Origin of the sequence: Methylobacterium sp. J-072 (genome assembly GCF_022829425.1) — a bacterium.
Lineage (GTDB): Bacteria > Pseudomonadota > Alphaproteobacteria > Rhizobiales > Beijerinckiaceae > Methylobacterium.
Window position 1 is genome coordinate 149,263 of the sequence record NZ_JAKSYK010000231.1, and the last position, 25,543, is coordinate 174,805.

The following is a 25,543-nucleotide window of genomic DNA, read 5'->3' on the forward strand; positions in this document are numbered from 1 at the left end:
GGGCAGGCTCACGCCGGCGGCAGGGCCTCGGGGTTGATCGTGCCGTTCTCCGCCCAGTCCCGCAGCAGGGCGCGGACGGCGGCCGGGTCGGGCAGGCGCCGGCTCGCCACGGTGTCGCCGTCGCCGACCCGGACGGCGATGCCGCCATCCTCGTTCACGGACGCGAAGGCGATCTCATCGGTGCGGTCGTCGCCGAAGAACACCGGCCGGCGGCCGGCATAGGGGGGCTGTTCCAGGAAGGCGCGGATCGCGTGCGCCTTGGTCGCCTGTGCCGGGACGATCTCGCCCACCGCCTTGCCGAGCTGAAGCCGGTAGGCGCCCCCGAGGGCTTCGGCCGCGTCCTTGACCAGCGCCTCGGCCCGACCGGCATCCTCGGCGTTCGCCAAGCGCCAATGCACCGCCACCGAGGCACCCTTGTCCTCGATCAGAACGTCGGCGAGCGCCCGGCTCTCGGCATGCAGGCGCTCGACCTGACGGCGCAGCTCCGGATGGTCCTCGGCCCGGCCGCCCGACAGCGCCCCGCCGACCCGGCGCTCGACGCCGTGCAGCCCCGCCGTGTCGAGGCGGGACGGCGCCAGAAAACCGTCGATCACCGAGACCGGACGGCCGGTCACGATCGCCAGCGCCCCGCCCAGCCGGTCACGCAGCCGTTCGAGCGTCTCGACCAGGCCGGGCTCGACCTGCACGGCATCCGGCCGCGGCGCGATCTCGGCGAGCGTTCCGTCGAAGTCGAGGAAGAGGGCGATGTCCATCGCGGTCGGTCCCGGGCGGTGAGCGTCGGGCACGGGCTAGCATGCGACGACGGCGCGAGAAACGGTCACCTGCATCAACCTATCGCTTACCCTGGATACGATATACGCCCGACCCGTCATGGCCCGCCCGCTTTCCCGTCCGATCCCCGACCCGACGAACCCCGGCGACGAAAGCGTCTGGGACTATCCACGCCCCCCGCGCCTCGAACGGGTGTCGGAGACGCTGCGGGTGGTGCTCGGCGGCGCGGTGTTCGCGCAGACCAAAGCCGGCTACCGGGTGCTGGAGACAGCCCATCCCCCGACCTACTATTTTCCGCCCGGCGACGTGATGGCCGGCGTGCTCTCGGGGCCGCGCCGTGGCGGGATCTGTGAGTGGAAGGGGCAAGCCGTGCTGTTCGACGTGCATGGCGGCGACCGGCTGGCACCCAGCGCCGCCTGGTCGTACCCGGACCCGACGCCGGGCTTCGATGCGATCGGCGGCTACGTCGCGTTCTACGCCCTGCCGATGGATGCCTGCTTCGTCGGCGACGCGCGGGTCACGCCCCAGCCCGGCACCTTCTACGGCGGCTGGATCACCCCCGGCATCGTCGGCCCGTTCAAGGGCAGCCCGGGCACGATGGGCTGGTAACTTCGCCGCCGCGCGCTTTATCGTTCCTCGCCGAGTCTTACCGGCCGAAGGAGACGCCATGAGCGCGCTGACCGAGATCGACCCGACAGGCGCGGGGTTCAGCCCGCACGGGCTCGCACGGATCGCGCCGTGGATGGACCGACTGGTGGATGAGGGCCGGCTCGCCGGCCTGTCGGTTACGGTGGCGCGACGGGGCAGCGTCGCTTTCGCCCGTGCCTGCGGCCAGGCCGACCTCGCCCGTGGCACGCCGTTCACCCTCGACACGGTGACCCGGATCTACTCCATGACCAAGCCGCTCACCTCGGTGGCGGTGATGCAGCTCTACGAGCAGGGCCGGTTCCAGCTCGACGATCCGATCGCGCGGGTGCTGCCGGACTTCGCCGAGATGCGCGTCGCGGTCGGCGGCAACCGGGCGAAGATCGAGACCGAGCCGGCGCGCCGCCCGATCACTGTCCGCGACCTCCTCACCCACACGGCCGGCCTGACCTACGGGTTCATGGAGGCGACCCTCGTCGACGCGCAGTATCGCGAGCACGGCATCGACTACCTGGCGCGCGAGGGCAGCCTCGCCGAGATGACGGCGCGGGTCGCCAGGATGCCGCTGCTCGCCCAACCCGGCAGCGCCTGGAACTACAGCGTCGCCACCGACGTGCTGGGCCAGTACGTGGCTTCCCTCACCGGCCGCCCCTTCGCCGACTACCTGCGCGAGGAGGTCATCGGCCCGCTCGGCATGGTCGACACCGACTTCCATGTCCGCCCGGAGCTGATGCCGCGCTTCTGTGCGACCTACGTGTATGACCGGGCGCGCAAGCTCAAGCTGTTCGACGATTCCGTTGAGACCGCCTTCGCCCAGCCGCCGGCCATCGCCTCGGGGGGCGGCGGCCTCGTCTCGACGGCGGCCGACTACCACCGCTTCTGCCGGATGATCCTCAACGGCGGGACGCTCGACGGCAATCGGCTGCTCGGGAGGAAGACCGTCGCGCTGATGCTGGCCAACCACCTGTCCGGGGATCTGGCGGCCATGGGCACGCCGCGCTTTGCCGAGACCTCCTATACCGGGATCGGTTTCGGCCTCGGCTTCTCGGTGATGCTCGACCCGGCCCGAGCCCAGATCCTCGGCACGCCCGGCGAAGTCGCCTGGGGGGGCCTTGCCTCGACCGCCTTCTGGATCGACCCCGCCGAGGATCTGTCCGTCGTGCTCATGACACAGCTTGTGCCGTCCTCGGCCCTGCCGATCCGGCGGGAGCTGCGGGTCCTGACCTACGCGGCCCTCGACGATTGAGGACTTGTTGGAGCGAGGTTTCCCACCCTCGACCTCATCCTGAGGTGCTGCGCAGCAGCCTCGAAGGAGGGCTCCAGGGATCGCGCGGCCGGCTGGAGAGCTCCTTCGAGGCCCGCTGGCGCGGGCACCTCAGGATGAGGGTGAGATTTGGACATCCGATCATCTCAACGGTTGTTCGATCGAAATCGCACACCGATAAGATACGGTCCAAACGCGCCATGGATTATTGCGGAGCGGGGGCGTCCGCGGCCGGCTTCGCCGGCGCCTTCGGGGCCGCCTTGGCGGTGGGCTTGGGCGGCGGCGCGGTGACGAATTCCGGGTCGCTGCGCGGGCCGTTCGGCGCGTTGGTCGGGCCGGGGAGCTGGCCCGGCGCGAGGTCGACGACCTTGTTCCAGGTCTGCGACTTGCACAGGAAGGCGATCAGGCAGCCCCGCACCGTCAGCTCGTTGGGCGCGTCGGTCCAGATCGTGACGTCGTAGGACTTGCCGTCCTCGGAATTGTAGATCTTGCCCTCGTAATGGGCGTCGGCGTTCAGCTTCAGGCCCATGATCAGCTGGTGGCCGAGGGAGGCGCGCGCCTGCTTCTTCGGGTCTGGGTTCTTGAAGTCGATCCGCGGCTCACCCTTGTCGTTGAGCGGGACCTTCAGCCAGACCACGTAGCCGCACAGCCGGTCATTGGCGGCACCGCACTTCTCGAGGCGGACGCGGGCGCGGCCGTCCTCGGTGAGATAGGTGCCGCTGGGGTCGGCCGGAGCCGCGGCCTGCGCGGGAGCCGCCAGCGCGGCGAGCGCCAGGACCGCGAGCGGCGCGAGCCGCCGACCGATCGAAGACATCATCATACCCGAACTCCCTGCCTCGCGAGCCGTGAAGGGACGAGACCGCCCACCATGCGGAAGGCCCCTAGCTCGCGTCATTGCGCTGTCGCCCGGCCGGAACCAGGCGACGCGCGCGTCCTGCCCGCCCTCTCCCGCGCGAAGTTGTCCGCATCATGACGGCGTTGCCTGGGACGCTGGGGTATTGGAAAGTCTTCGCGTCGGTTGAGACCGTGTCAAACGCGAGTCGGCGGCACGCTCCGGCCGGGTCCGAGCTGGCGCTGCATCAGGGTCACGTCGAGCCAGCGTCCGTGCTTGTAACCCACCCCCGCGAGGATACCGACCGGTGTGAAGCCGAGGCCCGCATGCAGCGCGACGGAGGCGGGCGAGTCGCTCTCGGCGATGACCGCGACCAATGTCCGGCCGCCGATGCGCTCGGCTTCCGTAATCAGCGCGGCGAGTAGCGCCCGTCCGATACCGGTGCCCCGGGCCGCCCGCGCGACGTAGATCGAGTCCTCAAGGGTCGAACGATAGGCCGCGCGCTGGTGATAAGGGCCGGCATAGGCGTAGCCGGCGACATGGCCGTCCCGGACGGCCGCGAGATACGGGAAGCCGCCTTCGCGCACCACGGCGAACCGGCGGGCCATCTCCTCGACGCTCGGCGGTTCCAGCTCGAAGCTGGCCGTGCCGGTGCGGACGGCATCGCCGTAGATGGATGCGATGGCCGCAATGTCGGCCTCGGTCGCGGGGCGGATCGCCTGGGTCACGGCACGAGCCTATCCGCGCCACGCGCCAAACGGAAATGCGCGATCACCCCGGGGGGCCGGGTGATCGCGCGCGGTTCGTCACGGGCCGATCGCGTCGCGGGGCTGCGCGGGGATGGACGCCGGCCCCGCCCGCGATCGAAGCGCCGTGCGAACCGATTACTCGGCCGCGGTCATCTCGGCGGTGAAGTGGCCGCACCAATCCTTGGACGCCACCACCGGCCACAGGCCCTTCGACTGCGGCGCCGGCTGGCTGACCGGCGGGTTGAAGCGGCAGAGACCCTCGTCGCCCTGGGCCTGGGCGCCATTGAGCTTGTGATCGTCGAAGAAGCGGCAGCTCTCGCAGGCAGCGTTCGCGGTACCGGTCATGGTGTCTCTCCGTCGTCGTGAAGGCTTCGGCAGGGGCCGAAGTAGGGCCGCCCGCTCACAGTTCTTAATTAGAACAGCTCCAATGAACGGTCAAGCGTCCGGTCCTATCAGGCGCTCCGGGGAAACGATCGGCTCGGCACCGCCCGACCGGCAGCGACGGCCGGCCGCAGAGCCCAATCCAAAACGCGTGAAGCCGGACCCCCGATCGGGGATCCGACTTCACGAGGCCGTCGGTATCGTCGGGTCACCGCTCTGTCGGGCGCGGCGCCTGTGTGGGACGAGCGGGGTCGATCAGCCCTGCTTGTCCTTCTTGTTGGCCCGGTGGTGGCCCACCGCGCAGCCGGCGGCAGCGCCCATCTTGCCGTGCCCGGCCATATGCCCGGCGACGCCGCCGACGACCGCGCCCTTGAGACACCCCTTCGCCTCAGCCGGCGCGCCGAGCACGAGAGCGCCGATCGTCAGCGCGGAGGCCAGTGCGATCCGATATGTCATTGCGTTCTCTCCCATCGTGTCGGTTGCAACGGCCACGCAACCCGACACGTTCCGCGAGCATCCTACCGTGCCAGCCCAGTCACCAGCCGGAGCAGGTCCGATTGCCGGGTCGCGCCGGTCTTGGCGAAGATCGCCTTCAGCTGCGACCGCGCGGTGGCGGCGGTGATCGCGAAGCGACCCGCTGCCTCCGCGAGGCTGAGGCCGCCGGACAGCGCCTGGGCGAGGCGCGCCTCCGCGGGGGTCAGCCGGTAGGCGACCTGAAGGATGGCCGCCGGGGGAACCGGCGCACTGCCGGGGACGCTGGCGATCAGCAGCGTGCTCCCGCCCGCGAACAAGCCCCGGCTGGGACCGACCAGCGGAACGACGTGGAGGGCGATCGGCAGTGCATCGCGCCGCGGCACCACCACGGCGGAGATCGGCGGTCGCCCGCACGGCCGCGACAGCGCCTCGAGCTGCCGCGCGGCCTGCCCCTCCTCGGCGGTGAGACGTCCGCTCGCCAGCTTCAGGTCGCGGCCGAGCAGGCCTGCGAACGCCGTGTTCCAGCGGATGGCCTTGCCCTCGGAATCCAGGATCATGGCGGCGCGCCCGAGGACGTCGAACGCCTCCGTCAGCCCGGCGAGCCGCGCCTTCTCGACCATCGTGGTGAGAAGCCCCGCGCGTCGGAGCAGCGGTGCCAGGGTGGCGAGACGCGCCTGCTCGTCGGGCTCGTACAGGCCCTGCGCCACGGTCCTCTGCAAGGCCAGGCACCAGAGCCGCCCCCCCGCCTCGAAGCCGATTCCAGCGAACCAGCGCAGGCCGCTGGAAGCCAGCAGATCCTGGTAGAACGGCAGGCGCTCGATCTCCTCGGGGGTCGTGAAATCCTGGTCGACCGCGATGCCCCGGGTCCGGATCATCGGCAGCCCGCGGAAGCGGTGATCCTCCCGGTGCCAATTCTCCTCGAAGTAGCGCTTCGAGGATTCGGCGAGCGAGGCGGTAGTGATCGCGTCCAGCCCCGTCCGGTCGGTGCGCAGGAGCAGCGCGCCCTCACTCCCGGAAGCCCGCGCCACCCGCTCCATCAAGTCCGGCCAGCGGGCCGGATCGACCACCGCCTCCTCCAGGTCTTCCCGGAAGGTCATCTCCAGATCATCGCGCAGGCGCGCGACGGGATCGGGATTCAGGCCGGGCATGGCGCTCGACTCCGGGGCGGCGGTGACCGGCAATCAGGACCGCAATGCTCCGGATTCATCAGAACATCGCCTAAGTTTCGATCGAAGTTCTATTAATCGAACCGTCAAGATTGAGCAAGCATCTGAAGAGATGGCGTTTTCGGTCGATCGATTTCGGCCGATGGACTGATGATCGGGCCGATTGGGGCAGGCCGTCATGCCGCGCAGGCGGCGTCCGCGGATCCGCTGTCGCGAGGCGATGAGCGTCGGTCGGCCGCGAGGCAGGGCGTCGCGGCGAGGCCTCGTTCCCCCGCGGCAGCTCCGCAGTTTGCCACAAGGCCGCAATCACAACTTCTGATAGAGTTTGGCCGGGCCGGGTTCAAGCCTCGTTAACCAAACCCGTCGATTGTATCGCTCTGCGCGGTTCGATCACGAGTTGTCATCGGACGGGCGCAGTCGAGCATGGTGCGGCTGAAGGTCGATGGCGTTTTTCCTGTCTGCGTTCCTCGGCGCGGCGACCCGGCGCGTCTCCCGAGCCTCCAGCGTCGCGGATCATCCGCGAGGCCGTACCGTCGCGCTGGCGGTCCTGACCTGCGTACCGTTGCTGACGGGTTGCACGACCGGCAAGCCTCAATCGGCCGGGCGATCCGGCCCGGACGTGACGCAGACCGGCTCGATCCCCGACGGCCTGCCGCCCGCCATCGTCGCCGCCGCGCAGGAGGAGGTCGGGCGCACCATGCGCCTTGGGCTCGCCAATTACCGGCTCAATGTCGGCGACAACCTCGAAATCTCGTTCCTGATCGACTCGAGCGTGGTCCAGCCGACCTACCGCCTCAACCCGAGCGACGAGTTCGACGTCGATTTCCGCACCCATCCGGAATACAACCGTACCGTGCTGGTGCGGCCGGACGGCCGGATCTCGCTGCCGGGCAAGAACGGCATCAAGGTCGCCGGGCTGTCGCCCGAGGCTGCGGCCGCGCTGATCAAGACCACCTACGACGACGTGCTGATCGACCCGGTCGTTACGATCATGCTGCGCAAATTCCGCACCGTGACCGATGATTTCCGCGAGCTCACCCAGCGGGCCGATATGGGCCGCGTGAAGGTCCTGGCGATCGAGCCGGACGGCAAGATCAACCTGCCGATGGTGCCGCCGGTCCAGGCGGCGGGCCGGACCGTCACCGAGCTCGCCGGCAACCTAACCGCGGCGTACCACCGTCAGCTCTCCACGGTCAGCACGAGCGTGCGGCTCGCGAGCCTGGTGCCGGCCAACACCATGGTGTTCGGCGAGGTCCGGGCCCCGGGGCCGGTCACCCTTCAAGGCGCCCGCACCCTGGCGCAGGTCCTCGGCTCGGCCGGCGGCATCCTCCCGACTGCCGCAGGCGAGGCCGTGCGCATTATCCGGTTCGACGCCGAAGCCGCGGGCAGCGTCCGCATCGTCGATATCGGGGAACCGGGATTGGCCGACTCGATCATCGTGCCGCCGAACGCCACGGTCTACGTGCCGCCATCGCTGCTGGCCAAGACCGCCCGCGCCGTCGACCTGGTGGTCCGCCAGATCCTGCTCTTCAACGGCACCGGCTTCGGGGTGAACTACATCACTGGCCCCTCCGCCAGCACCTCCACCAGCGCCACCGTGAGGTCCGGGACGTGACGAAGCCCGACCTGTCCCGGCCCGACCGGACCGCACCCGACGCCTTCGAGGATATCACCTTCGATCTCCGCGACGCCCTGGCGGCCCTGTTCCGGCACATCCGTCCGGCGCTGCTGATCCTGACCGCCGCGATCCTCGGCGCCGGCATCTACCTGCTGCTGACGCCGGCCGAATACACGGCCGACGCCAAGCTGATCATCCGCCTCGGCCGTGAGAAGTCGGCCGGCTCGGTCCAGGGCGGCGCCAACCAGAACTACATGTTCTCCGAGCGCGCGCAGAACGTGAACAACGAGGTCGAGATCCTGCGCGACCCGAGCATCGTGCGTGACGAGTTCGCGGCGCTGAAGGCGATCACCCCGGCCGGCGATCTGGGCCCGCCCCCCGAGGATTGGATGGACTGGCTGATCTACCAGGGCCGCGTCGCCATGCGCGGGGCCAAGGCGGTCAAGACCTGGGTCGTGGATACGGTCCGCATCCCGTTTGAGGCGCTGGGCCTGCTGCGCCACCTCAGCCCCGACGAGAAGCTGTTCGAGGCCTATCTCGCCTCCTTCAAGGTCGTGTTCGTCAAGGAGACGGACGTGATCCTGACCGGCTTCACCTGGACCGACCCGAACTTCGCCGCCCAGGCCCTGAACCGGCTGCTCGACGCCTATAAGCGCCGGCATGTCGAGGTCTATGCCGACGAGACCCCGGCGACCTTCTACCAGGGCAAGCTGGAGCGGGCGCGCGCCGACCTCGCCGCCATCGACACGCAGCTCGCGAAATCCCTGAAGGGCAACAACACCGCGAGCTTCGAGATCGAGCAGCAGAACGACCTCGGCACCCTCTCGGACCTCGCCCGGCAGAAGTCGGCTGCCCAGATCGAGCGCGAAGGCGTCGAGTCCCGGCTCAAGCGCACCCGCGAGACCGGTCCCGACCGTTGGCAGCCGACGCCGCCCGACGCAGACCCGACGGTGGCGGCCTTCGACACGCGCTGGGCGGATCTCAGGACCAAGCGGGCGGAGCTCGCCGTCCGGTTCCGGCCGACCGCGCCCGAGTTCGTCAGCCTCGACCGGGATCTCACCGCCCTGACCCGGCAGAAGTACCAGGCCCTGATCGCCGCCGACACGGCCCGCCTCGCGGTGCTGGCGGAGAAGATCCAGACCATCACGGGGATCGAGGCCGGCCGGCGCAAGGCCGCCATCGGCCAGAGCGACGCGGCGCTGGCCTACGGCCGGCTCGCGCAGCAGAAATCCCTGCTCAGCGACGAGATCACCGATACCCAGAAGCGGATCGACGCCCTGCGCACCGGCACCGGGCTCGACGCGCAATCGGTGACCTCCTCCGCCTTGGTGGCGCGCGCCGTGCCGCCGCGGCTGCCCTCCGGCCCGAACCGGCCGCTGATCCTCGGCCTCGCGGCCGGTCTCGGCCTGCTCGCGGCGCTCGCCTACGTCGCCCTGGCGGAAATCCTGGCCCAGACCTACCGCAGCGCGTCCGAGGTCGCCCGCTCCCTGCGGGTGCCGGTCCTGGCCGCCGTGCCGCTGCGCTCGGGCACCGCCCGCCGGCCCCGTTTCGGGGGATCGGCCGCATGATCGCCGCCGCTACGCAGATGATCGACCTGGCCGTGCTGGAGCCGGCACTGGTCCAGCTCAGCCGCCACGAGACCCGGCTGCGCCGGGTCGGGATCACCGCGGTCCAGCCCGGCGAGGGGGTGAGCACGCTGGCCCGCGAACTCGCCGGCGCCTATGCCCGCCGGGGCCGCACCGCGGCGCTGATCGAGGCGAACTGGTCGCGGCCGTCGCTGGCCGAGGCCTACGGGCTCACCGGGCGGCCGGGCTTCGCCGACATCGTCGCCGGCGACGTGGCGCCGAGCGTCGGCGTCCATCCGGTCGCCGACGGCCTCAGCATCGTCCCGGCCGGCAACGCGGCGGCGATCCGGCGGGCGACCCTGGACGACGGCCGCGTCGAGGATTTTTTGGCGCTGGTCGACGAGCGCTTCGACCTCGCGATCCTGGATTGCGAGCCGATCACCGAGATCGGCGACGCCGCGGCGCTCTCGCCCTTCGTGGACGGGTTCGTGGTGGTGATCGGCGCCGAGCGCACCCGGCGGGCGGTGGCGCAGCGGGCGCTGGCCGACCTCAAGGCCGCCGGCGGCGCGCCACTCGGCATCGTCCTCAACGGCACCCGCCGGCCGATCCCGAAATGGCTGTACCGGTGGCTCGGATGAGCGGCGCGCCTTCCTGCATGAGCAACGGGCCGGGCGGATGTGGGTTCGGCATGCCTTCGTCTCGAACGACGGACGAGGCGCGGGTCCCCTCTCCCGTGCGGGAGAGGGACAGGGTGAGGGGTCCGGGTCTTCCGGAAAGGGCGGATCCCTCACCCCAACCCTCTCCCGCACGGGAGAGGGGGCCTGTTGCGTCTGAGCAGGCTCGGCGCGTCCGGCCGATAAGCCGAGAGTCGGTTCAATGCAGATCATAGCGCGCGCCCTGCCGGTCGCCGGCCTCGGCCTCGCGGCGGCGGCCGGCGCGGTGGCGCTGAGCGCGGCGCCGCTGAAATTCGCCGTGGTCGGCTTGGCCGCGGCCTTCGGCGGGGTCGGCGCCTTGATCGCCGGGCAGCGCTACCGCCTGACGCCCCTGCTGCTCGTCGCCCTCGCGGTCGGGCTGACGGTGAAGCTCGATGTCAGCTTCTTCCAGCACTTTGAAGCGATCGGGCAGTACCTGCCGAGCATCGGTGGCGGCGCGGGGCTGACCGTCAGCGTCGCCCTCTTGGTGGCGCTGACCCTGATCCTGTCGAAGCTGTTCGGCATCGGCGAGCGCGTCCGGGGCCTGCGCCTCGACCGGCCCCTCGTCCTGACGCAGCTCGGATTCCTGGCGGCCGGCCTGCTCTCCCTCAGCAACGCCACCGACACCGCCTACCTCTGGTTCGATGCCTGGCGGTTCCTGGGCCTGCTCCTGGTCTCGGTGGCGGTCTCGAACCTGTCGGGGGCCGATATCCGTACCCTGGCGCTGGCGATCTGCGCCCTCTGCCTGGTGCAGACCGCGGTGGCCGGGCTGCAATACGTCTCCGGCTCCGAACTCGGCCTCTCGGTGCTGGGCGAGGAGCAGATCGTCGAGGAGAACATCAACTTCACCGCCCAGCGCCGGGCCGGCGGCCTGAAGGTCCACCCGAATATCCTTGGGTACTATTACGAGTTCGTTTGGCCGCTGGCCCTGGCGCTCGCCCTCTCTCGGGGCCCTAGACTCCTGCGCCTCATCGGCGCGGCCGGTGCCGGATCGGCCGTCATCGGCGTGGTGCTGACCCTGTCGCGCGCCTCGTGGCTGACCTACCCGCTCTCGGCCGCCCTGGTGATCCTGCTGGTCTATCGCGACCGGCTGTTCTCCCGGGCGAGCCTGATCGTGTTCGGCCTCCTCGTGGTCGTGGCCGGGATCGCCGCGATCGTCGCCGGGCCGCTGGTCTGGGAGCGCCTCACCGCGGATGACGGCGGCTCGGCGGCCCAGCGCGGGCCGCTCAACGCCGCGGCCCTGGCGCTGTTCGCGCAATTCCCGATCTTCGGCGTCGGGCTGAACAATTTCGGCAACCAGTTCGCGGTGCTCGACCAGACCGGCCTGTCCCGCCTCGCCGGCCTGTTCGACCGCTCGAACCACGTGGTGCACAACCTGCACATCCTGATCCTCACCGAGGTCGGGATTGTCGGCTACACCGCCTTCGCCCTGGTTTTTCTGGTCGGGATCGTCCGGGGCTTCCGGGCGGCCTGGCGCGCGCCGGTCGGGGATCCCCTCGCCGCCATCGCGGCCGCCTGCGCGGTCGGCCTGATCGCCCACCTGCTGCACGGCCTGGTCGACCCGGGCTTCCGCCTGAATCTCGGCATCGCCGAGCTGCTCTACACCGGCCTCGGGCTGATCGCGGGCGTGCGGGCGGCCCAGCGACGGGCGGCTGCCGAGGTCTACGGCGCGACGCGCTCCCTCTCCCGTGCGGGAGAGGGTTGGGGTGAGGGATCAGGACTCTCCGGAAAGGGCACACCCCTCACCCTGTCCCTCTCCCTCCAGGAGAGGGGACCCGCGTCATCGCCGGGCCACCGCGCGAGACCGTCCGCGACCCAGAACCGTCCGGCCCTCAGACCGCGGAGTGATCGACCATGACCGGGATCGGCCTCAGCGTCCTGATCGTCACCTACAATGCCGGCGCCGATATCGAGACCTGCTTGCAGCTCCTGACGGCGAGCCGGATCGACCGTCCCTACGAGGTGATCCTGGTCGACAACGCCTCCACGGACGGCACGCCGGTGCGGATCGCCCGCGGCTTCCCGTGGATGCGCCTGATCGCCGAGCGCACCAATCACGGCTTCGCGGGCGGCAACGCCGTCGCGTTCGAGGCGGCGCGCGGCGACACGATCCTGCTGCTCAATCCCGACGCGTTCCTGCGCGACCCGGAGGCCCTCGCCGCGGCGCTCGCCCATCTCGACGCGCATCCGGATGTCGGCGCCCTCGGGCCCCGGCTGATCTTCCCGGACGGCCGGCACCAGGTCGGCGATGCCGGCTACGAGCCGCGCCCGCTCTCGACCCTTGTTCACGCCGCCGGCCTGTCCGGGCGCTTCGGCCTGCGCGGGCTCTACCTCGCGAGCCGGCAGGCAAGGGGGCGCGCGGCCCTGGACGTGGACTGGGTCTGCGGCGCGTTCGTGCTGATGCGCCGGGCGGCGATCGAGGCGATCGGCGGCCTGGAGAGTCCGATGTTCCTCTACGGCGAGGATGTCGATTGGGGCTGCCGCCTGCGCGATGCCGGATGGCGGGTCGCATACCTGCCTGGGATCGCGGTGGTTCATCTCCAGGGCGGATCGGCCGGCGCGCGCTCGGCCCGCTGGCTCGACGGGCTGGCGGGGATCTACCGCCTGCGCAATGCCGGCCGGTTCCTGTCCTCGCCGGCCTTCTTCTCGGGCCCGCTCCGGCTCGGCTTCACCCTGCGGGCGCTGGCCTACGAGCTCGCCGGCCGGCTGAAGCGCCGGCCGGAACTCGCCCGCAAGGCCGAGGATATGCGTAGGTTTTCCGCCCACCTGCGCAGTCTTCGGAGCTGAAATGACCCGAACCTCACGGCTTCTTGCGGATGAAGACCATGTGATAGCCCTTCAACGGACCCGGCGTGAGCCGGAACAGCAGCTCCCAGAACTTACCCAGGACGATGTTCTCGCCATGATAGAACGGCTGCCCGTCGAAACTGTAGGTGAAGTGCTCGAACCGATCAGTTGGGAAAAGCCGCTGCCGCGCCGCCTCCGTGTTCATCGTGTAGAGCGGCACGAACGAGTCGATCTCGACCCGCCGCGGCTCGACCCAGCGCAGGACCTGCGCGTGCAGCCGCTTCGGGATAAGCCGCGCGCCGACCCCGACATAGCCCCAACGGTTGGGCGTCCAGGCGCAGAGCCAGCCCCCCGGGGCGAGGACTCGGCCGAGCTCGGCCGCGGTGACCTCGGGATGCTCGATATGTTCGAGGACCGAGAAGGCCGAAATCAGGTCAAAACTCCCGTCCGGGAATGGAAGATTCCCGTCGTGACCGATCAGCCGGACCGCGTCGGCCGACTTGTTCTCGAGGACCGCCTCGTCGACGTCGCAGGCCATGACGTGGGCGCAGCGCCCGCGGAAGTCGCCGAGGTGCCGGCGCAGTGGGACCGGATCATCGCTCCATTTGCCGCGCCCGGCCCCGAACTCCATCACCCGCATGTCCGGCCGGAGCAGCGCGTTGACGCGGACGATGTACTCCATCCGGTGGTCCTGCCGGGAATATCCCCCGGCCCCCATCTCCCGGAACAGGCGCTGTTCGACGGTGACCATCTTCTAGGCTCCTCTGACGGCGCGATGCGCGCGGTACGGGTGAAGGGGGGCGAGCCGGACGGACGTCCGGCCGTGGCGATCCTCGGCACCCGCGGGGTGCCGGCCGCGCATGGGGGGTTCGAGACCCTGGCCGAGCGCCTCGCGCTGGATCTCGTCGCGCGTGGCTGGCGGGTCGAGGTCTATTGCCAGGTCAGCGAACCGACCCCGCCGAGCGTCTGGCGCGGCATCGCGCTGATCCCGGTGGCGGTGCGCGGCGACGGTGCCTTCGCGACCATCGTGTTCGACCTGAAATGCACCCTGCGGGCGGCGTTCCGGCCAGCCATGCCGCTGGTCCTCGGCTACAACACGGCCGCGTTCTCGATCCTGTACCGGCTCACGGGCAAGCGCAGCGTCATGAACATGGACGGGATCGAGTGGAAGCGCGACCGCTGGTCGAAGCCCGCCAAGGCGTGGTTCTGGCTGAACGAGCGGCTGGGCAGCCTGTTCTCGACCCATCTCGTCGCGGACCACCCGGAGATCGCCCGGCACCTCGCCCGCAACACGTCGGCGAAGCGGATCACCACCATCGCGTACGGCGCCGATCCGGTGCTGGAGGCGCCGACGACCCCGCTCGCCGAGTTCAACGTGCGCCCGCGCGATTACGGGCTGCTGATCGCCCGGGTGGTGCCGGAAAACCTCGTGCTCCAGATCGTCCGCGCCTGGAGCGAGATCCGCCCCGGCCTGCCGCTGGTCGTGCTCGGCAAGCTGATGGAGTCCGATCCCTACCACCGGGCCGTGAAAGCCGCGGGCGGACCGGACGTGATCTTCGCCGGCGCGATCTATGAATCCGAGCGCGTCGCCGCCCTGCGGCTGCATGCCCGCTTCCACATTCACGGCCACACGGTCGGCGGGACGAACCCGTCCCTGGTCGAGGCCCTGGGCGCCGGCTCGCCGATCCTGGCCCACGACAATCCGTTCAACCGCTGGGTGGCGGGCGACGGGGCCGTCTACTTCGGCGACGAGACCGAGCTGCGCCGGGGCATCCTGAACCTCGTGCGCGCCGCGCCGAGCCGGCTCGACGCCATGTCGGCAGCGTCCCGGGAGCGGCACGCCGACGCCTTCGGCTGGCCAGGCATCTTCGACGCCTACGAAGGCGTGCTCCGGCGCCAGCTTCCCTCGCGGCGCGCCGCCCGCCGGGGCCGGGAGGCGATCCGCCGGCACGAGCACGGGCCGGCGTGAATGGCGGGCCGGATGTTCGAGAGGGGCGCTAAATCGCATCTTCGCCCCCTGGTGCCACGGCTATCGCACGCACGCCTCGGGCTGGAGCTACGATGTTCACACATCGGCTTGCGAAAGCCGCGACGCGCGCCCTCTCCCGCACGGGAGAGGGTTGGGGTGAGGGACCAGGTTTTTCCGGAGACGTCGCATCCCTCACCCTGTCCCTCTCCCGCACGGGAGAGGAGACCTGCGCCACATCCGGGGATGTGGGAATCCGATAGTCTGCGGGGGATGCAGGGCCCTGCATCAGCAGGGGTCGGGAGAGGGAAACCCGGCTTCCGGACGAGGCAGAGTGGGCGTGTGGCCCGGAGCTTTTTCCTGCACCGTCGCTCCCCTCTCCCGACCCCCTTCGGGGCCCACCCTCCCCCGCAGAGGGGTGAGGGAGAGGCGCGTGTATTCGGCCGTCGCGCTCGTCCGGCGCCGATACACGAGCATCGAAGGGGCTAGCCTCAGGCGTTCGGATCTGCCGCTGAGCCAGCATCGTCACGGTGCCGGCCGGCACGTCCCGCAGGGTGCAGACGCCGATCCCGATCGTCGCCCCGGCGCCGATCGTGACGGCGCCCTGGACGGCGGCGTGGGCGCCGACCACCGCGCCGTCGCCAAGACGCGGCGCGTCCGCCGGGAACGGCTGCCCGGGAAACACCCAATCCCGCGGTCCCACCAGGGTCCCGGGCAGCAGGATCAGATCGATCCCGGCGCTGCCGCAGAACACCACCCGCGCCGGGTGCGGTACGAACAGACCGGCCCCGATCGGCGAGCCCGGATGCAGGCTCGCGCCGGTCAGCCGCAGCGACAGGTCCGAGACCAAAGCGGCGCAACGGCGCCAGCCGCGGACGTGGAGGCAATGCGCGGTCCGGTGGAAGATCGCGACCTGCATCGCCGGCAGGGTCAGGTGCATCAGGCGGCGCAGCCGGGAGGTCGGCTTGCCGCCGGTCGTCTGGCGCAGGACCCGGGCGAAGTCCGCGGACAGCAGCCGGCGCAGCTCCGTGAAGCCGTTTGGGTCGGTGGTCGTGGTGGCGCCGGTCATGCCGCAGCTCCGCGGCCGGGCAGTGCGCGCCAAGGCTGGGGCATCACGGCCTCGCCCGCCTGCACGTCCTTGAGGATGATCGTGCGGGGGCCGAGCCGGGCCCGGTCCCCGATATGCACGGCGCCGAGGACGATCGCGCCGGCTTCCAGCACCACGCCGTCGCCCAGCACCGGGAGGCCGGGGCCGCCGCCGATATCCTGGTCGGGCTCCTTCAGCAGGCCGCCGATCGAGGCCTGGACGCCGAAGGCCGCATCGCGCCCGACGGCCCCGGCAATCACGGCGCCGTAGGGATAGGGCAGGAACAGCCCCCCGGCGATCCGGCTCGACGGCGGGATATCGGCGCCGGTCCACCAGCCGTTGACGAGCCACAGCAGCCACGCCGCCATCCGCCAGCCGCGCTCGTGGCTGTAGCGTGAGAGCCGATAGAGCCAGACGGCGTGATAGCCCCGGCGCAGGGCCGCCGGCCCTTGGCCCCGGCGGTCCCAATGCGCCCGGTCGGCGGCGAGCGCGGCGCGCACCTGCGGCCAGCGCGGTCGCCGCCCCGCGGCGGATTCCGATGGGGCGACGAGGGGGATTCCTCGGGCGGCGTCGGTCTCGGCGCGCTCGGACATACGCAGTCCTCCGGTTTCCTCAGACGCTTCATCTTTGCAACCATAAATTGAAGATACGGTTGCAAGCCATACGCACCCTGCCACGATGCAATCGTAGGTCGCGGTTTTCAGTAAGGCTTCACCGAGAGATGGTTCGCTTGGTAAACCGATTGCGTGGACGCGGCCGCCCCGGCGGCCTGCGATACGGCGCTAACCTGCTCGGGCAGGCCGCCGGGCGCGGCGTCTACTTGGCCGCGGGCTTCGCCGCCTTCGTGATGGTCGGCCATGGTGTCGGCCCGGAGGCGCTCGGCCGCTACGGTCTCGCGCTCGCGGTGCTGGCGGTGGCGCTGATCGCAGCCGATTTCGGCACGACGCTCACCTTCGGGTCGCGCCTGGGTGCCGGTGCGCCGGAAATGCGCGCCGTCGAGTTCGGCCGCATGATCTCGGCCCGGCTGATCCTCGGCCTCGTCACCGGGGTGGCCCTGCTCTGCGCCCTGCCGCTGCTGCCCGTCGAGATCCGGCCCGCGCTGGCGCTCGCGGCTTTACTGATGCCGCTCGCCGCCGCGCGTTTCCTCGATTCCCTGTTTCAGGTCTGCGGCCGGCCCGGCTGGTCGGTCTGGCCATCCCTGGCCAATGCCGCGACCCTGGTCGGCGGCACGGCGCTCGCGCTCTGGTTGCAGATGCCCGAAGCCGCACTGAGCGTCGTCGCAGTGGCCTCCGGCATCGTCTACGGCTTGGTCGGCCTGATCCTGGCCGCCCGGCTCGTGCCCCTACGCCCCGCTTCCCTGTCGCATGGCTGGGCGACCATCCGGGCCGCCGCGGGGGTCGGGATCTCGAACGCACTCGGCTCGCTCAACGGCCGCATCAGCCTGATCATGCTGGCGGCCCTAGCCGGGGCGGCCGAGCTCGGCCAGTTCACCGCCGGCTTCCGGTTCTTCGAGCTCGGCGCCGCGGTGGCGATCACCCTGTGCGCGCCGCTGGTGCCGGTGTTCGGCCGGGCGGTCGGGACCCTCGATCCCGCCCGCCCGCGCGCCGGCACCGATCGCCTCCGCGCCAGCGTGCGCCCGGCGCTGACCCTGATCCTTGCGGCCTCGGGGGCCGGGACCGTGGCGGCCTGCGCCGTCGCCGAGCCCCTGGTCCGCCTGGTCTTCGGCCCGGACTTTTCCGCCGCCGCGCCGGTGCTGCGCATCGCCGCCGCGATGAGCGCCCTGCTGATCGCCGCCACGGTGCTGTTCGCCGGCCTCGTGCCCCTCGGCCGGACCGGCTTCGCGGTGCGCGGCAGCGCCGCCGCCTGTGCCGTGAACCTCGCGGCCTGCGCGGTGCTGATCCCCTGGGATCCGCTGCTCGGCGCCGCCTGGGCCGCGCTCCTGGCCGAGGTGGCGATGCTCGCGGTCGTCGCCCACGCCTTCTGGCGGGAAGCGGGGGCGCCGCTCGGCCTCGCCGACGCGCCGACCGTGCTCGGCCCCGGCCTCGTCACCGCCCTCGTCTGGGTCGCAGGCCCCGCGGCACTCGCGCCGGTGACGGTGCCGGTCGCCGCCGGCCTCGCCGCCCTGGTGGCCGCATGGCTGTGCCTGCGCCGCCGCGCCCCCGCCGATCCCCTCCCCCTCCCCCTCTCGATCCCGGAAGCTTCGTCATGAGCGACGTCCCCGTGCTCTCGGTCATCATCCCGACCTACAACCGCGCCGAAACGCTGCGCCTGTGCTTGCGGGCCTTCGACCGGCAGGCGACCGACGTGCCGTTCGAGATCGTGGTCTGCGACGACGGCTCCACGGACGCGACCGGAACGGTAATCAGCCGGGCGGTCACCGCGGGCGGCGTTCCGGTGGTGCATCTGCGCCAGGAGAATGCCGGAGCCAATGCCGCCCGCAACCACGCCATCGCGGCGGCCCGGGGCGAGCGGCTGCTGATCGTCAACGACGACACGATCCCGGCCCCCGGCCTCGTCGCGGCGCATCTCGCCGCCCATGCGAGACGGGGCGGGCGCGAAACCGCGATCCTCGGGCGCATGACCATCGACCCGGCGCTGCCGTTCTCGCCGTTCTCGGCCCTGCACCACGACGCCTCCTACGACGCGCTCGAAGGCCGCGTGGAAGTCGGCTGGGACGCCTTTTTGACCTGCAACGTCAGCGTCGACCGGCGCCTGCTCGAAGAGGCCGGCGGCTTCGATCCGCGGCTGACCTGGCACGAGGATATCGAACTCGGCGAGCGGCTGGCCCGCCGCGGCATGCACCTGTTCTACGCCCCGGAGGCGTTGGCCTATCACCACCACCTCCTCGACGAGGCGGCCTATCTGCGCATCGCCGAGCGCGAGGGCGCGGCCCTGGTGCTGTGGTACCGCAAGCGCCCCGATCTCGCCGCCGACCTCACCCGGCTCGGCCTCGTCGGGCCGCCGCCGCTGGCCGCCTCCCCGCGCCACCGGGTCGCCGACCTGGCGATGCCGACGGCCCTGCTGCCCGGCTGGCAGATGGCGGCGCGCGCCCTGACGCGGGTCAGCCCGGAAGCCGGCCGCACGATCTGGCGCCGGCTGTTCCAGCGCCAGAAGCGTCTCGCCATCGCCCGAGCGCTGGAGGCGTGATGCGGTACGCCCGACACAGCCTTGTGGCCCTGCTCATGCCGGCGCTCGCCGCCTGCGGCGCGGCCGATGCGCAGTCGCAGCAGAACATCCTGGTCGATCCCGCGGGCGGCGCGATGGAGAACTACCGCACGGTGGCGCGGCTCGCCGACGTGCCGTTCGCGAGCCTCGGCCCCGGATCGAGCGTGCTGATCCGGGGCGGCAGCTACGACACCGTGGCTCTGATTGGGTCCCGCGGCAGCGCCGAGGCGCCGGTCACGGTGGCGGCGGTGGCCGGGACCAAGCCGGTCCTGTCGAACTCGGTGGTGTTCGAGAATGCCGCCTACGTCACGGTCACCGGCCTGACCGTGCAAGGCGCGGTCAATTCCGGCTTCATCATCCGCCTGGGCTCGCACCATGTGACCGTCTCGGGCTCGACCGTGTCGAAATCCGGCCTCGGCATCTGGATCGGCGACGGCGCCGGAGCCGGCCACCGCATCACCGGCAACACGCTGTCCGACAACAAGACTCACGGCGTCGCCGTCGACGTGATCAACGTGCCGCCCGAGGACCCGAGCTACATCCTGGCCAACACCGTGACCGGCAACGGCATCCACGGGATGGAGATCAACGGCTCGGGCTACGTGGTCGAGGGCAACCGGGTCTCGGGCAACGGCGTCGGGATGTCGGGCACCTCCGGCATCCACGTCTTCGCCAAGGATGCCGCCCAGGACGCCGGCGACCGCAACACCATCCGGTACAACATCGTCACCGGCCAGAAGGAAACCACCGGCCAGGACGGCAACGGCATCCAGATCGACCAATGGTGCGACGGCAACACTGTCGCGTTCAACGTCGCCACCGACAATGACGGCGCCGGCATCAACCTGTTCGACGCCGGCTCCAATACGGTGGTGAACAACACCGTCACCGGCAACATGCGCGATTCCGGCGGGAAGCACGTCTACCGCGGCGAGATCGTACTGGCCTCCGACTACACGAAGCGCGTCGACCGCACCGCGGGCAACCGGGTGCTCAACAACATCGCCTTCGCCACACGGCCGGGCATCGCCGCCATCGCGGTCGAGGCGACCACCGCCGACAACGGCAACGCGATCGGGCCGAATTTCATCGGCAGCAGCGTCGGCGCCCCGCTCTATCGCTGGGCCGCAACGGCCACCAGCGACGGGGCAAGCCTGCCGCTGAACGGCCAAGGCCCCGACCTCGCCGGCCCCCCCGCCTTCCGCGACCGCGCGGCTGCGTTCGCGGACGGCCTCGCGCTGACCAAGCCCCCCGCCCGCGCCGGCATCCCGCTCGGCGCGACCCGCGACCTCGCAGGCCGTGCCTACGCGCCCGGCGAGGTCCCGACCTTCGGCGCGTACAGGAGCCCGTAACCATGCTTCGCATCGGCATCGACGCGCACGTGCTCACCGGCAAGCCGCAGGGCAGCCGGACCTGGCTTGTGAACATCATCGGGCGCGCGGCCGCCCGCCATCCGGACGCGACCTACGTGGTCTATTCCGGCGACCCGGAAGCCTGCGCCCGGATCGTCTCGGGCGCCAATATCGAGCACCAGCGGCTGCCGCGGGTGCCGGCCACCGTTCGCCTGCTGGCGATCTGGCCGTGGCTGGTCTTCCGCGACCGGCTCGACACCCTGCTCACCACCTACATCGCCCCGCCGCTGGTGCCGGGCGACCGCCAGGTGGTGGTGGTTCACGACATCCTGTTCGAGACCCACCCGGAATTCTTCTCGTGGCGGATGCGCTGGCGGAACCGCCTGCTCACCCGGCTCTCGGCCCGGCGCGCCAAGCTGGTCTTGACCATCTCCGATTACAGCCGCGATTCCATCGCCAAGGTCTACGGCATCGAGCGCGAGCGGATCGCCGAGGTGCGCTGCGGCTCGACACCGCCCCGGACGTCGGCCGAGCGCAGCCCGCTGGCGGACGGGCGCCCGTACCTGCTGATGGTCGGCCGCCTGGAGCCGCGCAAGAATCTCGGCCTCGTGCTCGACGCCTTCACGCGTCTGCCCGCGGGCGCGGCCCGCCTGATCGTGGTCGGCAAGGGCGACGGCGAGCGGCCCGAGACCCTCGACCGCCTGACCCGGACCCCCGACGCGGTGCATATCGCCGGCATCGACGATAACGGCCTGTCTGACCTCTACGGACGGGCCGCCGCCCTGGTCTTCCCGAGCCGCGGCGAGGGCTGGGGCATCCCGGTACTCGATAGCCTGGCGCGCGGCACGCCGGTGATCGCCTCCAGCCTCACGGCAATTCCCGAGGCGGGGGGCAGTGCCGCGAGCTATTTCGACCCCGACGCCCCGGACCGGGTCGAGCGGCTGGCGGAGCTGATGCGCGCGGCGATCGACGGCCGCCTGCCCTTCGATGCGGGCGCGGCCCGGGCGCACGCCGCCCGCCACGACTGGGACGGCCCAGCCGCCACCTTCGTCGACCTGATGCGCCGGAATTTCCCGGCCCGGACTCCGGCGCGCGATCTTCACGCACCGGTGCCGCATCTGCGCGGCTGACCTCCGATCACTCGGCGGCGGTGAGGCCGGCAGCGAAGGGTTCGGCGGGCGCCTCCGCGGCGATCGGGTCCTGGATCAGCACCCAGTATCCGAGCGCCGCCACCACGGCGATCACCGCGCCCGTGATGAACGCCATGGAGAAATGGCCGGTCCCGCCGACGATGAAGCCGGTCACCGTCGGGGCCAGGGCGCCGCCGATATAGCCGCCGAAATTCTGCATGGCGCCGAGGGAGGCGGTGGCGTTGGCCGGCGCCGCCACGGAGGCCATCGCCCAGGCGGCCGACGAGCTGACATAGACCAGGAACAGCGACGCCGAGATGCACACCATGGCGAGCGTATCGCTCGACGTCAGCGCGGCCACCACCGTGCAGGCCGCAGTCGCCAGCAGGCCCAGCACCATCGGGATCTTGCGGCTCCGGATCGGATCGATCCCGCGTCGGACCAGAATGTCGACGATCCGGCCACCCAGCACGCCGCCCAGCACCCCGAACGCGAAGGGGATCGCCCCGATGATGCCGGTCTTCTGCAGGGTGAAGTGGCGCTCGATCTCGAGGTAGCTCGGCAGCCAGGCGGTGTAGAGCCAGGTCATGTAGATGCAGCCGAAATACCCCATGATCATGCCCCAGCTGGTCCGGTAGCGGAACAGCCGCTTCCACGAGCTCCAGGTGACGCGCCGGTCGGTATTGGGCGCATCGCCCTCCTCCAGGAAGGTGCGCTCGGCCGGGGTGAGGTCGATCTCGGGCGGGTTGCGGAACACCAGGTAGACGATCCCGGCGAGCACCAGCCCGGCCGCGCCCATGATGATGAACATCGCCCGCCAGCCGAAGCTCACCATCAGGAAGGTGAGCAGCGGCAGGGCCAGGAAGGTCCCCAGCGAGGACGCGCAGTTCCAGATCCCGGTGGCGGTCCCGCGCTCGCGGATGTTGAACCAGTCACGCGAGACCCGGGCGCAGGTCGGGAAATGCGGCGCCTCGCCGAGGCCGAGCACGATGCGCGCGCCGACGAACTGCCAGAACGAGGTCACGGCCCCGCCGAGCATCTGGCCGAGCGACCAGCAGCTTAAGCCGAGGGTCAGCGTGAGGCGCGGGCCCAGCCGGTCGGCGAGCGCCCCGGCCGGCAGCTGCGCGAAGGCGTAGGCCCACAGGAACGCCGAGAGCAGCAGGCCCATATCGGGGATCGACAGGCCGAGATCCTGCCGGATCAGCGGGTTGGCTACCGCCAGGGTGGCGCGGTCGACGTAATTCACCACCCCGGCCGTGACCAGCAGGACGAGCGAGATCGTCTGGATGCGCTTCACGCGCGGCGATGCGACCGGAGCCATGGCTTCCCCCCTTTTTTGGACTGACGCGCACTCTTCACGGTGCGTCCGGGTCCGACCGCTCGTCTGCGACTCACGGCATCCCGCCGGCATTCTGCACCGAATGCTCTCGAGGGGAAGCTGCCGGCTAACAGATCGCCCCCTCGCGTCGCGGGTCCGGGCGTCGTAGACCAGCCGGACCCGCCACCGACCGAGACTGCCCCGCGTGCGCCTGATCCAGATCACCCACCACGACCTCGACGGCTACGGCGCCGCCACGGTCGCCGCCGCCTGCGCGGCGGTCGAGCGCGTCGTCCACGTGCCGCGCTACAGCGATGTCGGTCCGGTTTTCGAGGACGAGACCAAGCGCTTGGCCCGGGCGGGCGAGAGCGAGATCCTGCTCATGACCGACCTCGGCCTGGAGGAGCAGACCATCGCGGGCCTGAAGAAGTTCGCGGCCATGAACCGCCGCCGCGAGGACGGCCGAAAGCACAGGCTCGTGGTCCTCGACCACCACGCCTCCTCGCTGGACCAGCTGCGCCGCCAGGGCCTGGAGCCCGTGGCCGATCCCGAGCGGCCCGGCCTGAGCCGGATCGACCTCGGCGATCCGGACTGCACCCTGCTGATCGACGAGAACGTCTGCGCCACCCGGATGACCTTCGATCACCGGGCCCTGTTCGCCACCCACGAGCCCGAGACCGACCTGACCGCCCTGTTGGCGGCGATCGATGCGGTGGACCTCTGGCGCAAGGACAGCCCGGCCTTCCCGGGGGGCATGGCGCTGGACGAGCTGTTCTGGGAGAGCGTGTCGAGCTTCGTGCCGGTCGGCCATCCCTGGCACGAGACCTTCATGGCCGGCCTGCTGCTGGCCGCCGCCGTCGCGCTGCGGGAGGGCGCGAGCCCGGCCGATCTGGAGCGGCGCGCCCTGTCGTTCCGCTCCGGCGTGACCGAGACCCTGTTGCGCGACGCGCCCGACGACGACCGGGCGCTCACCACGCGCATGCGCCTTGCCCGGGCGCTCGCCCGCTCGGACGCCCTGTTCCGGCCGCTCAAGGACGGCACGCTCCTCTCCTTCGCCCTCGATTCGGGCACGTTCCAGCGGGTCTCCGACCTGATCATGGATGCGGGCCGGGCCAAGCGCGTCGTCAACGTGCAGCGGATGGGCACGCTGTCGTTCCGCTCCAACGACGGCACGGCCCTCGACGGCGCCCGCCTGTTCCGCGGCGGCGGCCACCGCGACGCCGCCGGCGGCCGGCTCCAGAGCGGCTCGGCCTTCTCGATGACGGACGCGATCGCCCAAGTCGAGCCGGTGCTGAACCCGGACAAGCCCCCGGAGGCGGACAGCCCGTTCGCGGCGCTGAAGAACTGGAAGGCGTGAGGCGGAGGCGCTAAGGTCCGTGACCATCAGCCCAGTGGGACGCCTGAAAGAATTGGGCCTCCCTCAGGAGCGGGCCGTGTCGCATTGCAGTTCGAGTCGGCAGGCTCTGTCCAAGCGCTACACCCGATTTGCGGATAACGAGGCGCACGGACGCTCTCCGCTCTACGAAGCCTTTGCTCGAAACATTGCGACCGACCCTGAGATTTTAGATTTTCTGCTGACACTGCCGCCGACTAAACAACAACCTAATCTGTTGTTTGCCGCAGTTCGATTTGTGAATGGCACATCCGAGGGTTTCGGAGACTTCAAGGGAGGTCTTTTTTCAAAAATAGACGCGATCCGCTCGGTGATGCTGGAGCGGTCAACGCAGACCAACGAGCCCGCACGCTGTGCAACGCTGTTGCCGATCCTCGCTCAGTTGCCGCAGCCTCTGGCCCTGATCGAGGTCGGCGCATCCGCGGGCCTGTGCCTGTTGCCCGATTTCTACGGCTACGATTACGGGTCTCATGAGCTTCATCCCGAGATCGAAGACGGGCACCACCCGGTGTTTTCCTGCAGGGCGAGCGCCGGGACTCCTTTACCGACGAGGATGCCGGAGGTCGTCTGGCGCGCCGGCCTGGACTTGAATCCCCTCGATGCAGCGAATCCCGACCGATCTTCCTGGCTAGAAACGCTGGTTTGGCCGGAACAGAAAGAGCGCCTCGCTAACTTGCGCCGTGCCCTTCGCGTCGCCGTTGCGCAAAAGCCGCGCATCGTCAGAGGCAGCCTGACCGACCATTCGCTTGCACTGCTCTGCCGGGAGGCTCCATCCGACGTGACGCTGGTGGTGTTTCACACGGCGGTGCTGGCCTATGTCTCGGATCAGGAGGACCGACGAGCCTTCTCCGACAAGATCGGACCTCTGTGTCACGCCTGGATCTGCAACGAATCGCCCCGCGTGATGCCGGATTTATCGAAGGGCGCTGGTGAGCCGAGCCAGGCTGGCCGTTTCCTTCTCTCGCTCAACAGGGAACCGGTCGCCTGGACCGATCCGCACGGTGCCGCCATCGAGTGGATCAGGAAGACAGAAACGGATCAGTAGATGTCCTTGGCTTTGAGCGGTGGCCTGCCGCTCTCCGCCTGAGATGGTGCCGGATCACGCCACCCCCGGGCGATCCAACTCGGTAGCCGGCGCCCAAAATCTCGATTCCGACGATCCGACCCTCAACGTCCAGAGATATGATC

The 25,543-nt window shown here is 70.5% G+C and carries 25 protein-coding genes; 15 read left to right on the top strand and 10 right to left on the bottom strand.

The annotated features are described in order from the left end of the window. Window positions 1–8: 8 nt before the first annotated feature. Window positions 9–752 carry a trehalose-phosphatase gene (otsB, locus tag MKK67_RS31785; RefSeq protein ID WP_243973099.1) on the bottom strand — a complete coding sequence of 248 codons (744 nt, stop codon included), beginning with the start codon at window positions 750–752 and terminating at the stop codon, window positions 9–11. Window positions 753–870: 118 nt separating this feature from the next. Between otsB and MKK67_RS31790 the strand changes: the two genes are divergently transcribed. After that, window positions 871–1,380 carry a DUF427 domain-containing protein gene (locus tag MKK67_RS31790; RefSeq protein ID WP_243973101.1) on the top strand — a complete coding sequence of 170 codons (510 nt, stop codon included), beginning with the start codon at window positions 871–873 and terminating at the stop codon, window positions 1,378–1,380. 58 nt (window positions 1,381–1,438) lie between these two features. After that, window positions 1,439–2,662 carry a serine hydrolase domain-containing protein gene (locus tag MKK67_RS31795; RefSeq protein WP_243973103.1) on the top strand — a complete coding sequence of 408 codons (1,224 nt, stop codon included), beginning with the start codon at window positions 1,439–1,441 and terminating at the stop codon, window positions 2,660–2,662. A gap of 223 nt (window positions 2,663–2,885) precedes the next feature. Here the strand turns inward: MKK67_RS31795 and MKK67_RS31800 are convergent, their stop codons facing one another. The 5 genes from MKK67_RS31800 to MKK67_RS31820 all read right to left on the bottom strand — a co-directional run bounded on the left by MKK67_RS31800 (window position 2,886) and on the right by MKK67_RS31820 (window position 6,264). Further along, window positions 2,886–3,500: a DUF2147 domain-containing protein gene (locus MKK67_RS31800; protein ID WP_243973105.1), complete on the bottom strand. Its 615-nt coding sequence runs from the start codon at window positions 3,498–3,500 to the stop codon at window positions 2,886–2,888. A 209-nt stretch (window positions 3,501–3,709) separates the two neighbouring features. Further along, window positions 3,710–4,240 (bottom strand): GNAT family N-acetyltransferase, encoded by a 531-nt coding sequence (locus MKK67_RS31805; protein ID WP_243973107.1) that lies wholly within the window; start codon window positions 4,238–4,240, stop codon window positions 3,710–3,712. A 156-nt stretch (window positions 4,241–4,396) separates the two neighbouring features. After that, window positions 4,397–4,606, bottom strand: a complete 210-nt coding sequence (locus MKK67_RS31810; RefSeq protein ID WP_058191194.1) for a hypothetical protein — start codon at window positions 4,604–4,606, stop codon at window positions 4,397–4,399. A gap of 291 nt (window positions 4,607–4,897) precedes the next feature. Further along, window positions 4,898–5,098 (bottom strand): hypothetical protein, encoded by a 201-nt coding sequence (locus tag MKK67_RS31815; RefSeq protein ID WP_243973109.1) that lies wholly within the window; start codon window positions 5,096–5,098, stop codon window positions 4,898–4,900. 62 nt (window positions 5,099–5,160) lie between these two features. Next, entirely contained in the window at window positions 5,161–6,264 is a 1,104-nt protein-coding gene (locus MKK67_RS31820) for a helix-turn-helix transcriptional regulator (protein WP_243973111.1), read from the bottom strand. Between MKK67_RS31820 and MKK67_RS31825 the strand changes: the two genes are divergently transcribed. From MKK67_RS31825 to MKK67_RS31850, 6 genes are all read left to right on the top strand, one after another. Next, the gene (locus MKK67_RS31825) at window positions 6,263–6,433 is read left to right on the top strand and encodes a hypothetical protein (RefSeq protein WP_243973113.1); all 171 of its coding nucleotides are present in this window, start codon (window positions 6,263–6,265) and stop codon (window positions 6,431–6,433) included. The genes MKK67_RS31820 and MKK67_RS31825 overlap by 2 nt on opposite strands. A gap of 291 nt (window positions 6,434–6,724) precedes the next feature. Next, window positions 6,725–7,897: a polysaccharide biosynthesis/export family protein gene (locus tag MKK67_RS31830; protein WP_243973115.1), complete on the top strand. Its 1,173-nt coding sequence runs from the start codon at window positions 6,725–6,727 to the stop codon at window positions 7,895–7,897. Beyond that, window positions 7,894–9,468, top strand: coding sequence for a GumC family protein (locus tag MKK67_RS31835; protein ID WP_243973117.1), 1,575 nt, complete (start codon window positions 7,894–7,896; stop codon window positions 9,466–9,468). The genes MKK67_RS31830 and MKK67_RS31835 overlap by 4 nt, the downstream gene beginning before the upstream one ends. Continuing rightward, window positions 9,465–10,103, top strand: coding sequence for a CpsD/CapB family tyrosine-protein kinase (locus tag MKK67_RS31840; RefSeq protein WP_243973119.1), 639 nt, complete (start codon window positions 9,465–9,467; stop codon window positions 10,101–10,103). The genes MKK67_RS31835 and MKK67_RS31840 overlap by 4 nt, the downstream gene beginning before the upstream one ends. Before the next feature lie 238 nt (window positions 10,104–10,341). Next, window positions 10,342–12,015, top strand: a complete 1,674-nt coding sequence (locus MKK67_RS31845) for an O-antigen ligase family protein (protein ID WP_243973122.1) — start codon at window positions 10,342–10,344, stop codon at window positions 12,013–12,015. Next, window positions 12,012–12,944, top strand: coding sequence for a glycosyltransferase family 2 protein (locus MKK67_RS31850; RefSeq protein ID WP_243973124.1), 933 nt, complete (start codon window positions 12,012–12,014; stop codon window positions 12,942–12,944). The genes MKK67_RS31845 and MKK67_RS31850 overlap by 4 nt, the downstream gene beginning before the upstream one ends. A 13-nt stretch (window positions 12,945–12,957) precedes the next feature. Here MKK67_RS31850 and MKK67_RS31855 read toward each other — a convergent pair whose 3' ends face one another. Next, a complete protein-coding gene (locus MKK67_RS31855) occupies window positions 12,958–13,695 on the bottom strand; it encodes a class I SAM-dependent methyltransferase (protein ID WP_243973126.1) in 738 nt (245 codons plus the stop codon). Between the two features lie 24 nt (window positions 13,696–13,719). On the opposite strand from MKK67_RS31855, the gene MKK67_RS31860 reads away from it, so the two are divergent. Beyond that, on the top strand, window positions 13,720–14,913 hold the full coding sequence (locus tag MKK67_RS31860) for a DUF1972 domain-containing protein (RefSeq protein WP_243973128.1): 1,194 nt from the start codon (window positions 13,720–13,722) through the stop codon (window positions 14,911–14,913). Between the two features lie 28 nt (window positions 14,914–14,941). Here MKK67_RS31860 and MKK67_RS31865 read toward each other — a convergent pair whose 3' ends face one another. Together MKK67_RS31865 and MKK67_RS31870 are read right to left on the bottom strand one after the other, a co-directional pair. Next, on the bottom strand, window positions 14,942–15,979 hold the full coding sequence (locus tag MKK67_RS31865) for a hypothetical protein (RefSeq protein WP_243973130.1): 1,038 nt from the start codon (window positions 15,977–15,979) through the stop codon (window positions 14,942–14,944). Further along, a complete protein-coding gene (locus tag MKK67_RS31870; RefSeq protein WP_243973132.1) occupies window positions 15,976–16,590 on the bottom strand; it encodes a serine acetyltransferase in 615 nt (204 codons plus the stop codon). Before MKK67_RS31870 ends, MKK67_RS31865 begins: the two co-directional genes overlap by 4 nt. A gap of 128 nt (window positions 16,591–16,718) precedes the next feature. On the opposite strand from MKK67_RS31870, the gene MKK67_RS31875 reads away from it, so the two are divergent. From MKK67_RS31875 to MKK67_RS31890, 4 genes are read left to right on the top strand one after another with little or no spacing between them, the layout of a single operon-like run. Next, window positions 16,719–18,206 (top strand): lipopolysaccharide biosynthesis protein, encoded by a 1,488-nt coding sequence (locus MKK67_RS31875; RefSeq protein ID WP_243973134.1) that lies wholly within the window; start codon window positions 16,719–16,721, stop codon window positions 18,204–18,206. Then, window positions 18,203–19,144, top strand: coding sequence for a glycosyltransferase family 2 protein (locus tag MKK67_RS31880; RefSeq protein WP_243973136.1), 942 nt, complete (start codon window positions 18,203–18,205; stop codon window positions 19,142–19,144). The genes MKK67_RS31875 and MKK67_RS31880 overlap by 4 nt, the downstream gene beginning before the upstream one ends. Beyond that, on the top strand, window positions 19,144–20,514 hold the full coding sequence (locus MKK67_RS31885) for a right-handed parallel beta-helix repeat-containing protein (protein WP_243973138.1): 1,371 nt from the start codon (window positions 19,144–19,146) through the stop codon (window positions 20,512–20,514). Before MKK67_RS31880 ends, MKK67_RS31885 begins: the two co-directional genes overlap by 1 nt. Window positions 20,515–20,516: 2 nt before the next feature. Next, on the top strand, window positions 20,517–21,644 hold the full coding sequence (locus MKK67_RS31890; RefSeq protein ID WP_243973139.1) for a glycosyltransferase family 4 protein: 1,128 nt from the start codon (window positions 20,517–20,519) through the stop codon (window positions 21,642–21,644). A gap of 7 nt (window positions 21,645–21,651) precedes the next feature. Here the strand turns inward: MKK67_RS31890 and MKK67_RS31895 are convergent, their stop codons facing one another. Beyond that, complete coding sequence (locus MKK67_RS31895) at window positions 21,652–22,965, bottom strand: MFS transporter (RefSeq protein ID WP_243973140.1); 1,314 nt, start codon at window positions 22,963–22,965, stop codon at window positions 21,652–21,654. A gap of 202 nt (window positions 22,966–23,167) precedes the next feature. Here MKK67_RS31895 and MKK67_RS31900 point away from each other — a divergent pair, with 202 nt between their 5' ends. Beyond that, the gene (locus MKK67_RS31900; RefSeq protein ID WP_243973141.1) at window positions 23,168–24,319 is read left to right on the top strand and encodes a dimethylmenaquinone methyltransferase; all 1,152 of its coding nucleotides are present in this window, start codon (window positions 23,168–23,170) and stop codon (window positions 24,317–24,319) included. A 19-nt stretch (window positions 24,320–24,338) separates the two neighbouring features. Further along, window positions 24,339–25,400 (top strand): DUF2332 domain-containing protein, encoded by a 1,062-nt coding sequence (locus MKK67_RS31905; protein WP_243973142.1) that lies wholly within the window; start codon window positions 24,339–24,341, stop codon window positions 25,398–25,400. Window positions 25,401–25,543 lie beyond the last annotated feature (143 nt).

Coding starts and splice junctions, on each gene's coding strand:
- MKK67_RS31790 (WP_243973101.1), top strand. CDS start 871: ATGGCCCGCCCGCTTTCCCGTCCGATCCCCGACCCGACGAACCCCGGC.
- MKK67_RS31850 (WP_243973124.1), top strand. CDS start 12,012: ATGACCGGGATCGGCCTCAGCGTCCTGATCGTCACCTACAATGCCGGC.
- MKK67_RS31830 (WP_243973115.1), top strand. CDS start 6,725: ATGGCGTTTTTCCTGTCTGCGTTCCTCGGCGCGGCGACCCGGCGCGTC.
- MKK67_RS31865 (WP_243973130.1), bottom strand. CDS start 15,979: ATGACCGGCGCCACCACGACCACCGACCCAAACGGCTTCACGGAGCTG.
- otsB (WP_243973099.1), bottom strand. CDS start 752: ATGGACATCGCCCTCTTCCTCGACTTCGACGGAACGCTCGCCGAGATC.
- MKK67_RS31860 (WP_243973128.1), top strand. CDS start 13,720: ATGCGCGCGGTACGGGTGAAGGGGGGCGAGCCGGACGGACGTCCGGCC.
- MKK67_RS31840 (WP_243973119.1), top strand. CDS start 9,465: ATGATCGCCGCCGCTACGCAGATGATCGACCTGGCCGTGCTGGAGCCG.
- MKK67_RS31890 (WP_243973139.1), top strand. CDS start 20,517: ATGCTTCGCATCGGCATCGACGCGCACGTGCTCACCGGCAAGCCGCAG.
- MKK67_RS31870 (WP_243973132.1), bottom strand. CDS start 16,590: ATGTCCGAGCGCGCCGAGACCGACGCCGCCCGAGGAATCCCCCTCGTC.
- MKK67_RS31855 (WP_243973126.1), bottom strand. CDS start 13,695: ATGGTCACCGTCGAACAGCGCCTGTTCCGGGAGATGGGGGCCGGGGGA.
- MKK67_RS31845 (WP_243973122.1), top strand. CDS start 10,342: ATGCAGATCATAGCGCGCGCCCTGCCGGTCGCCGGCCTCGGCCTCGCG.
- MKK67_RS31810 (WP_058191194.1), bottom strand. CDS start 4,606: ATGACCGGTACCGCGAACGCTGCCTGCGAGAGCTGCCGCTTCTTCGAC.
- MKK67_RS31880 (WP_243973136.1), top strand. CDS start 18,203: ATGAGCGACGTCCCCGTGCTCTCGGTCATCATCCCGACCTACAACCGC.
- MKK67_RS31800 (WP_243973105.1), bottom strand. CDS start 3,500: ATGATGATGTCTTCGATCGGTCGGCGGCTCGCGCCGCTCGCGGTCCTG.
- MKK67_RS31795 (WP_243973103.1), top strand. CDS start 1,439: ATGAGCGCGCTGACCGAGATCGACCCGACAGGCGCGGGGTTCAGCCCG.
- MKK67_RS31885 (WP_243973138.1), top strand. CDS start 19,144: ATGCGGTACGCCCGACACAGCCTTGTGGCCCTGCTCATGCCGGCGCTC.
- MKK67_RS31820 (WP_243973111.1), bottom strand. CDS start 6,264: ATGCCCGGCCTGAATCCCGATCCCGTCGCGCGCCTGCGCGATGATCTG.
- MKK67_RS31895 (WP_243973140.1), bottom strand. CDS start 22,965: ATGGCTCCGGTCGCATCGCCGCGCGTGAAGCGCATCCAGACGATCTCG.
- MKK67_RS31875 (WP_243973134.1), top strand. CDS start 16,719: ATGGTTCGCTTGGTAAACCGATTGCGTGGACGCGGCCGCCCCGGCGGC.
- MKK67_RS31825 (WP_243973113.1), top strand. CDS start 6,263: ATGGCGCTCGACTCCGGGGCGGCGGTGACCGGCAATCAGGACCGCAAT.
- MKK67_RS31815 (WP_243973109.1), bottom strand. CDS start 5,098: ATGACATATCGGATCGCACTGGCCTCCGCGCTGACGATCGGCGCTCTC.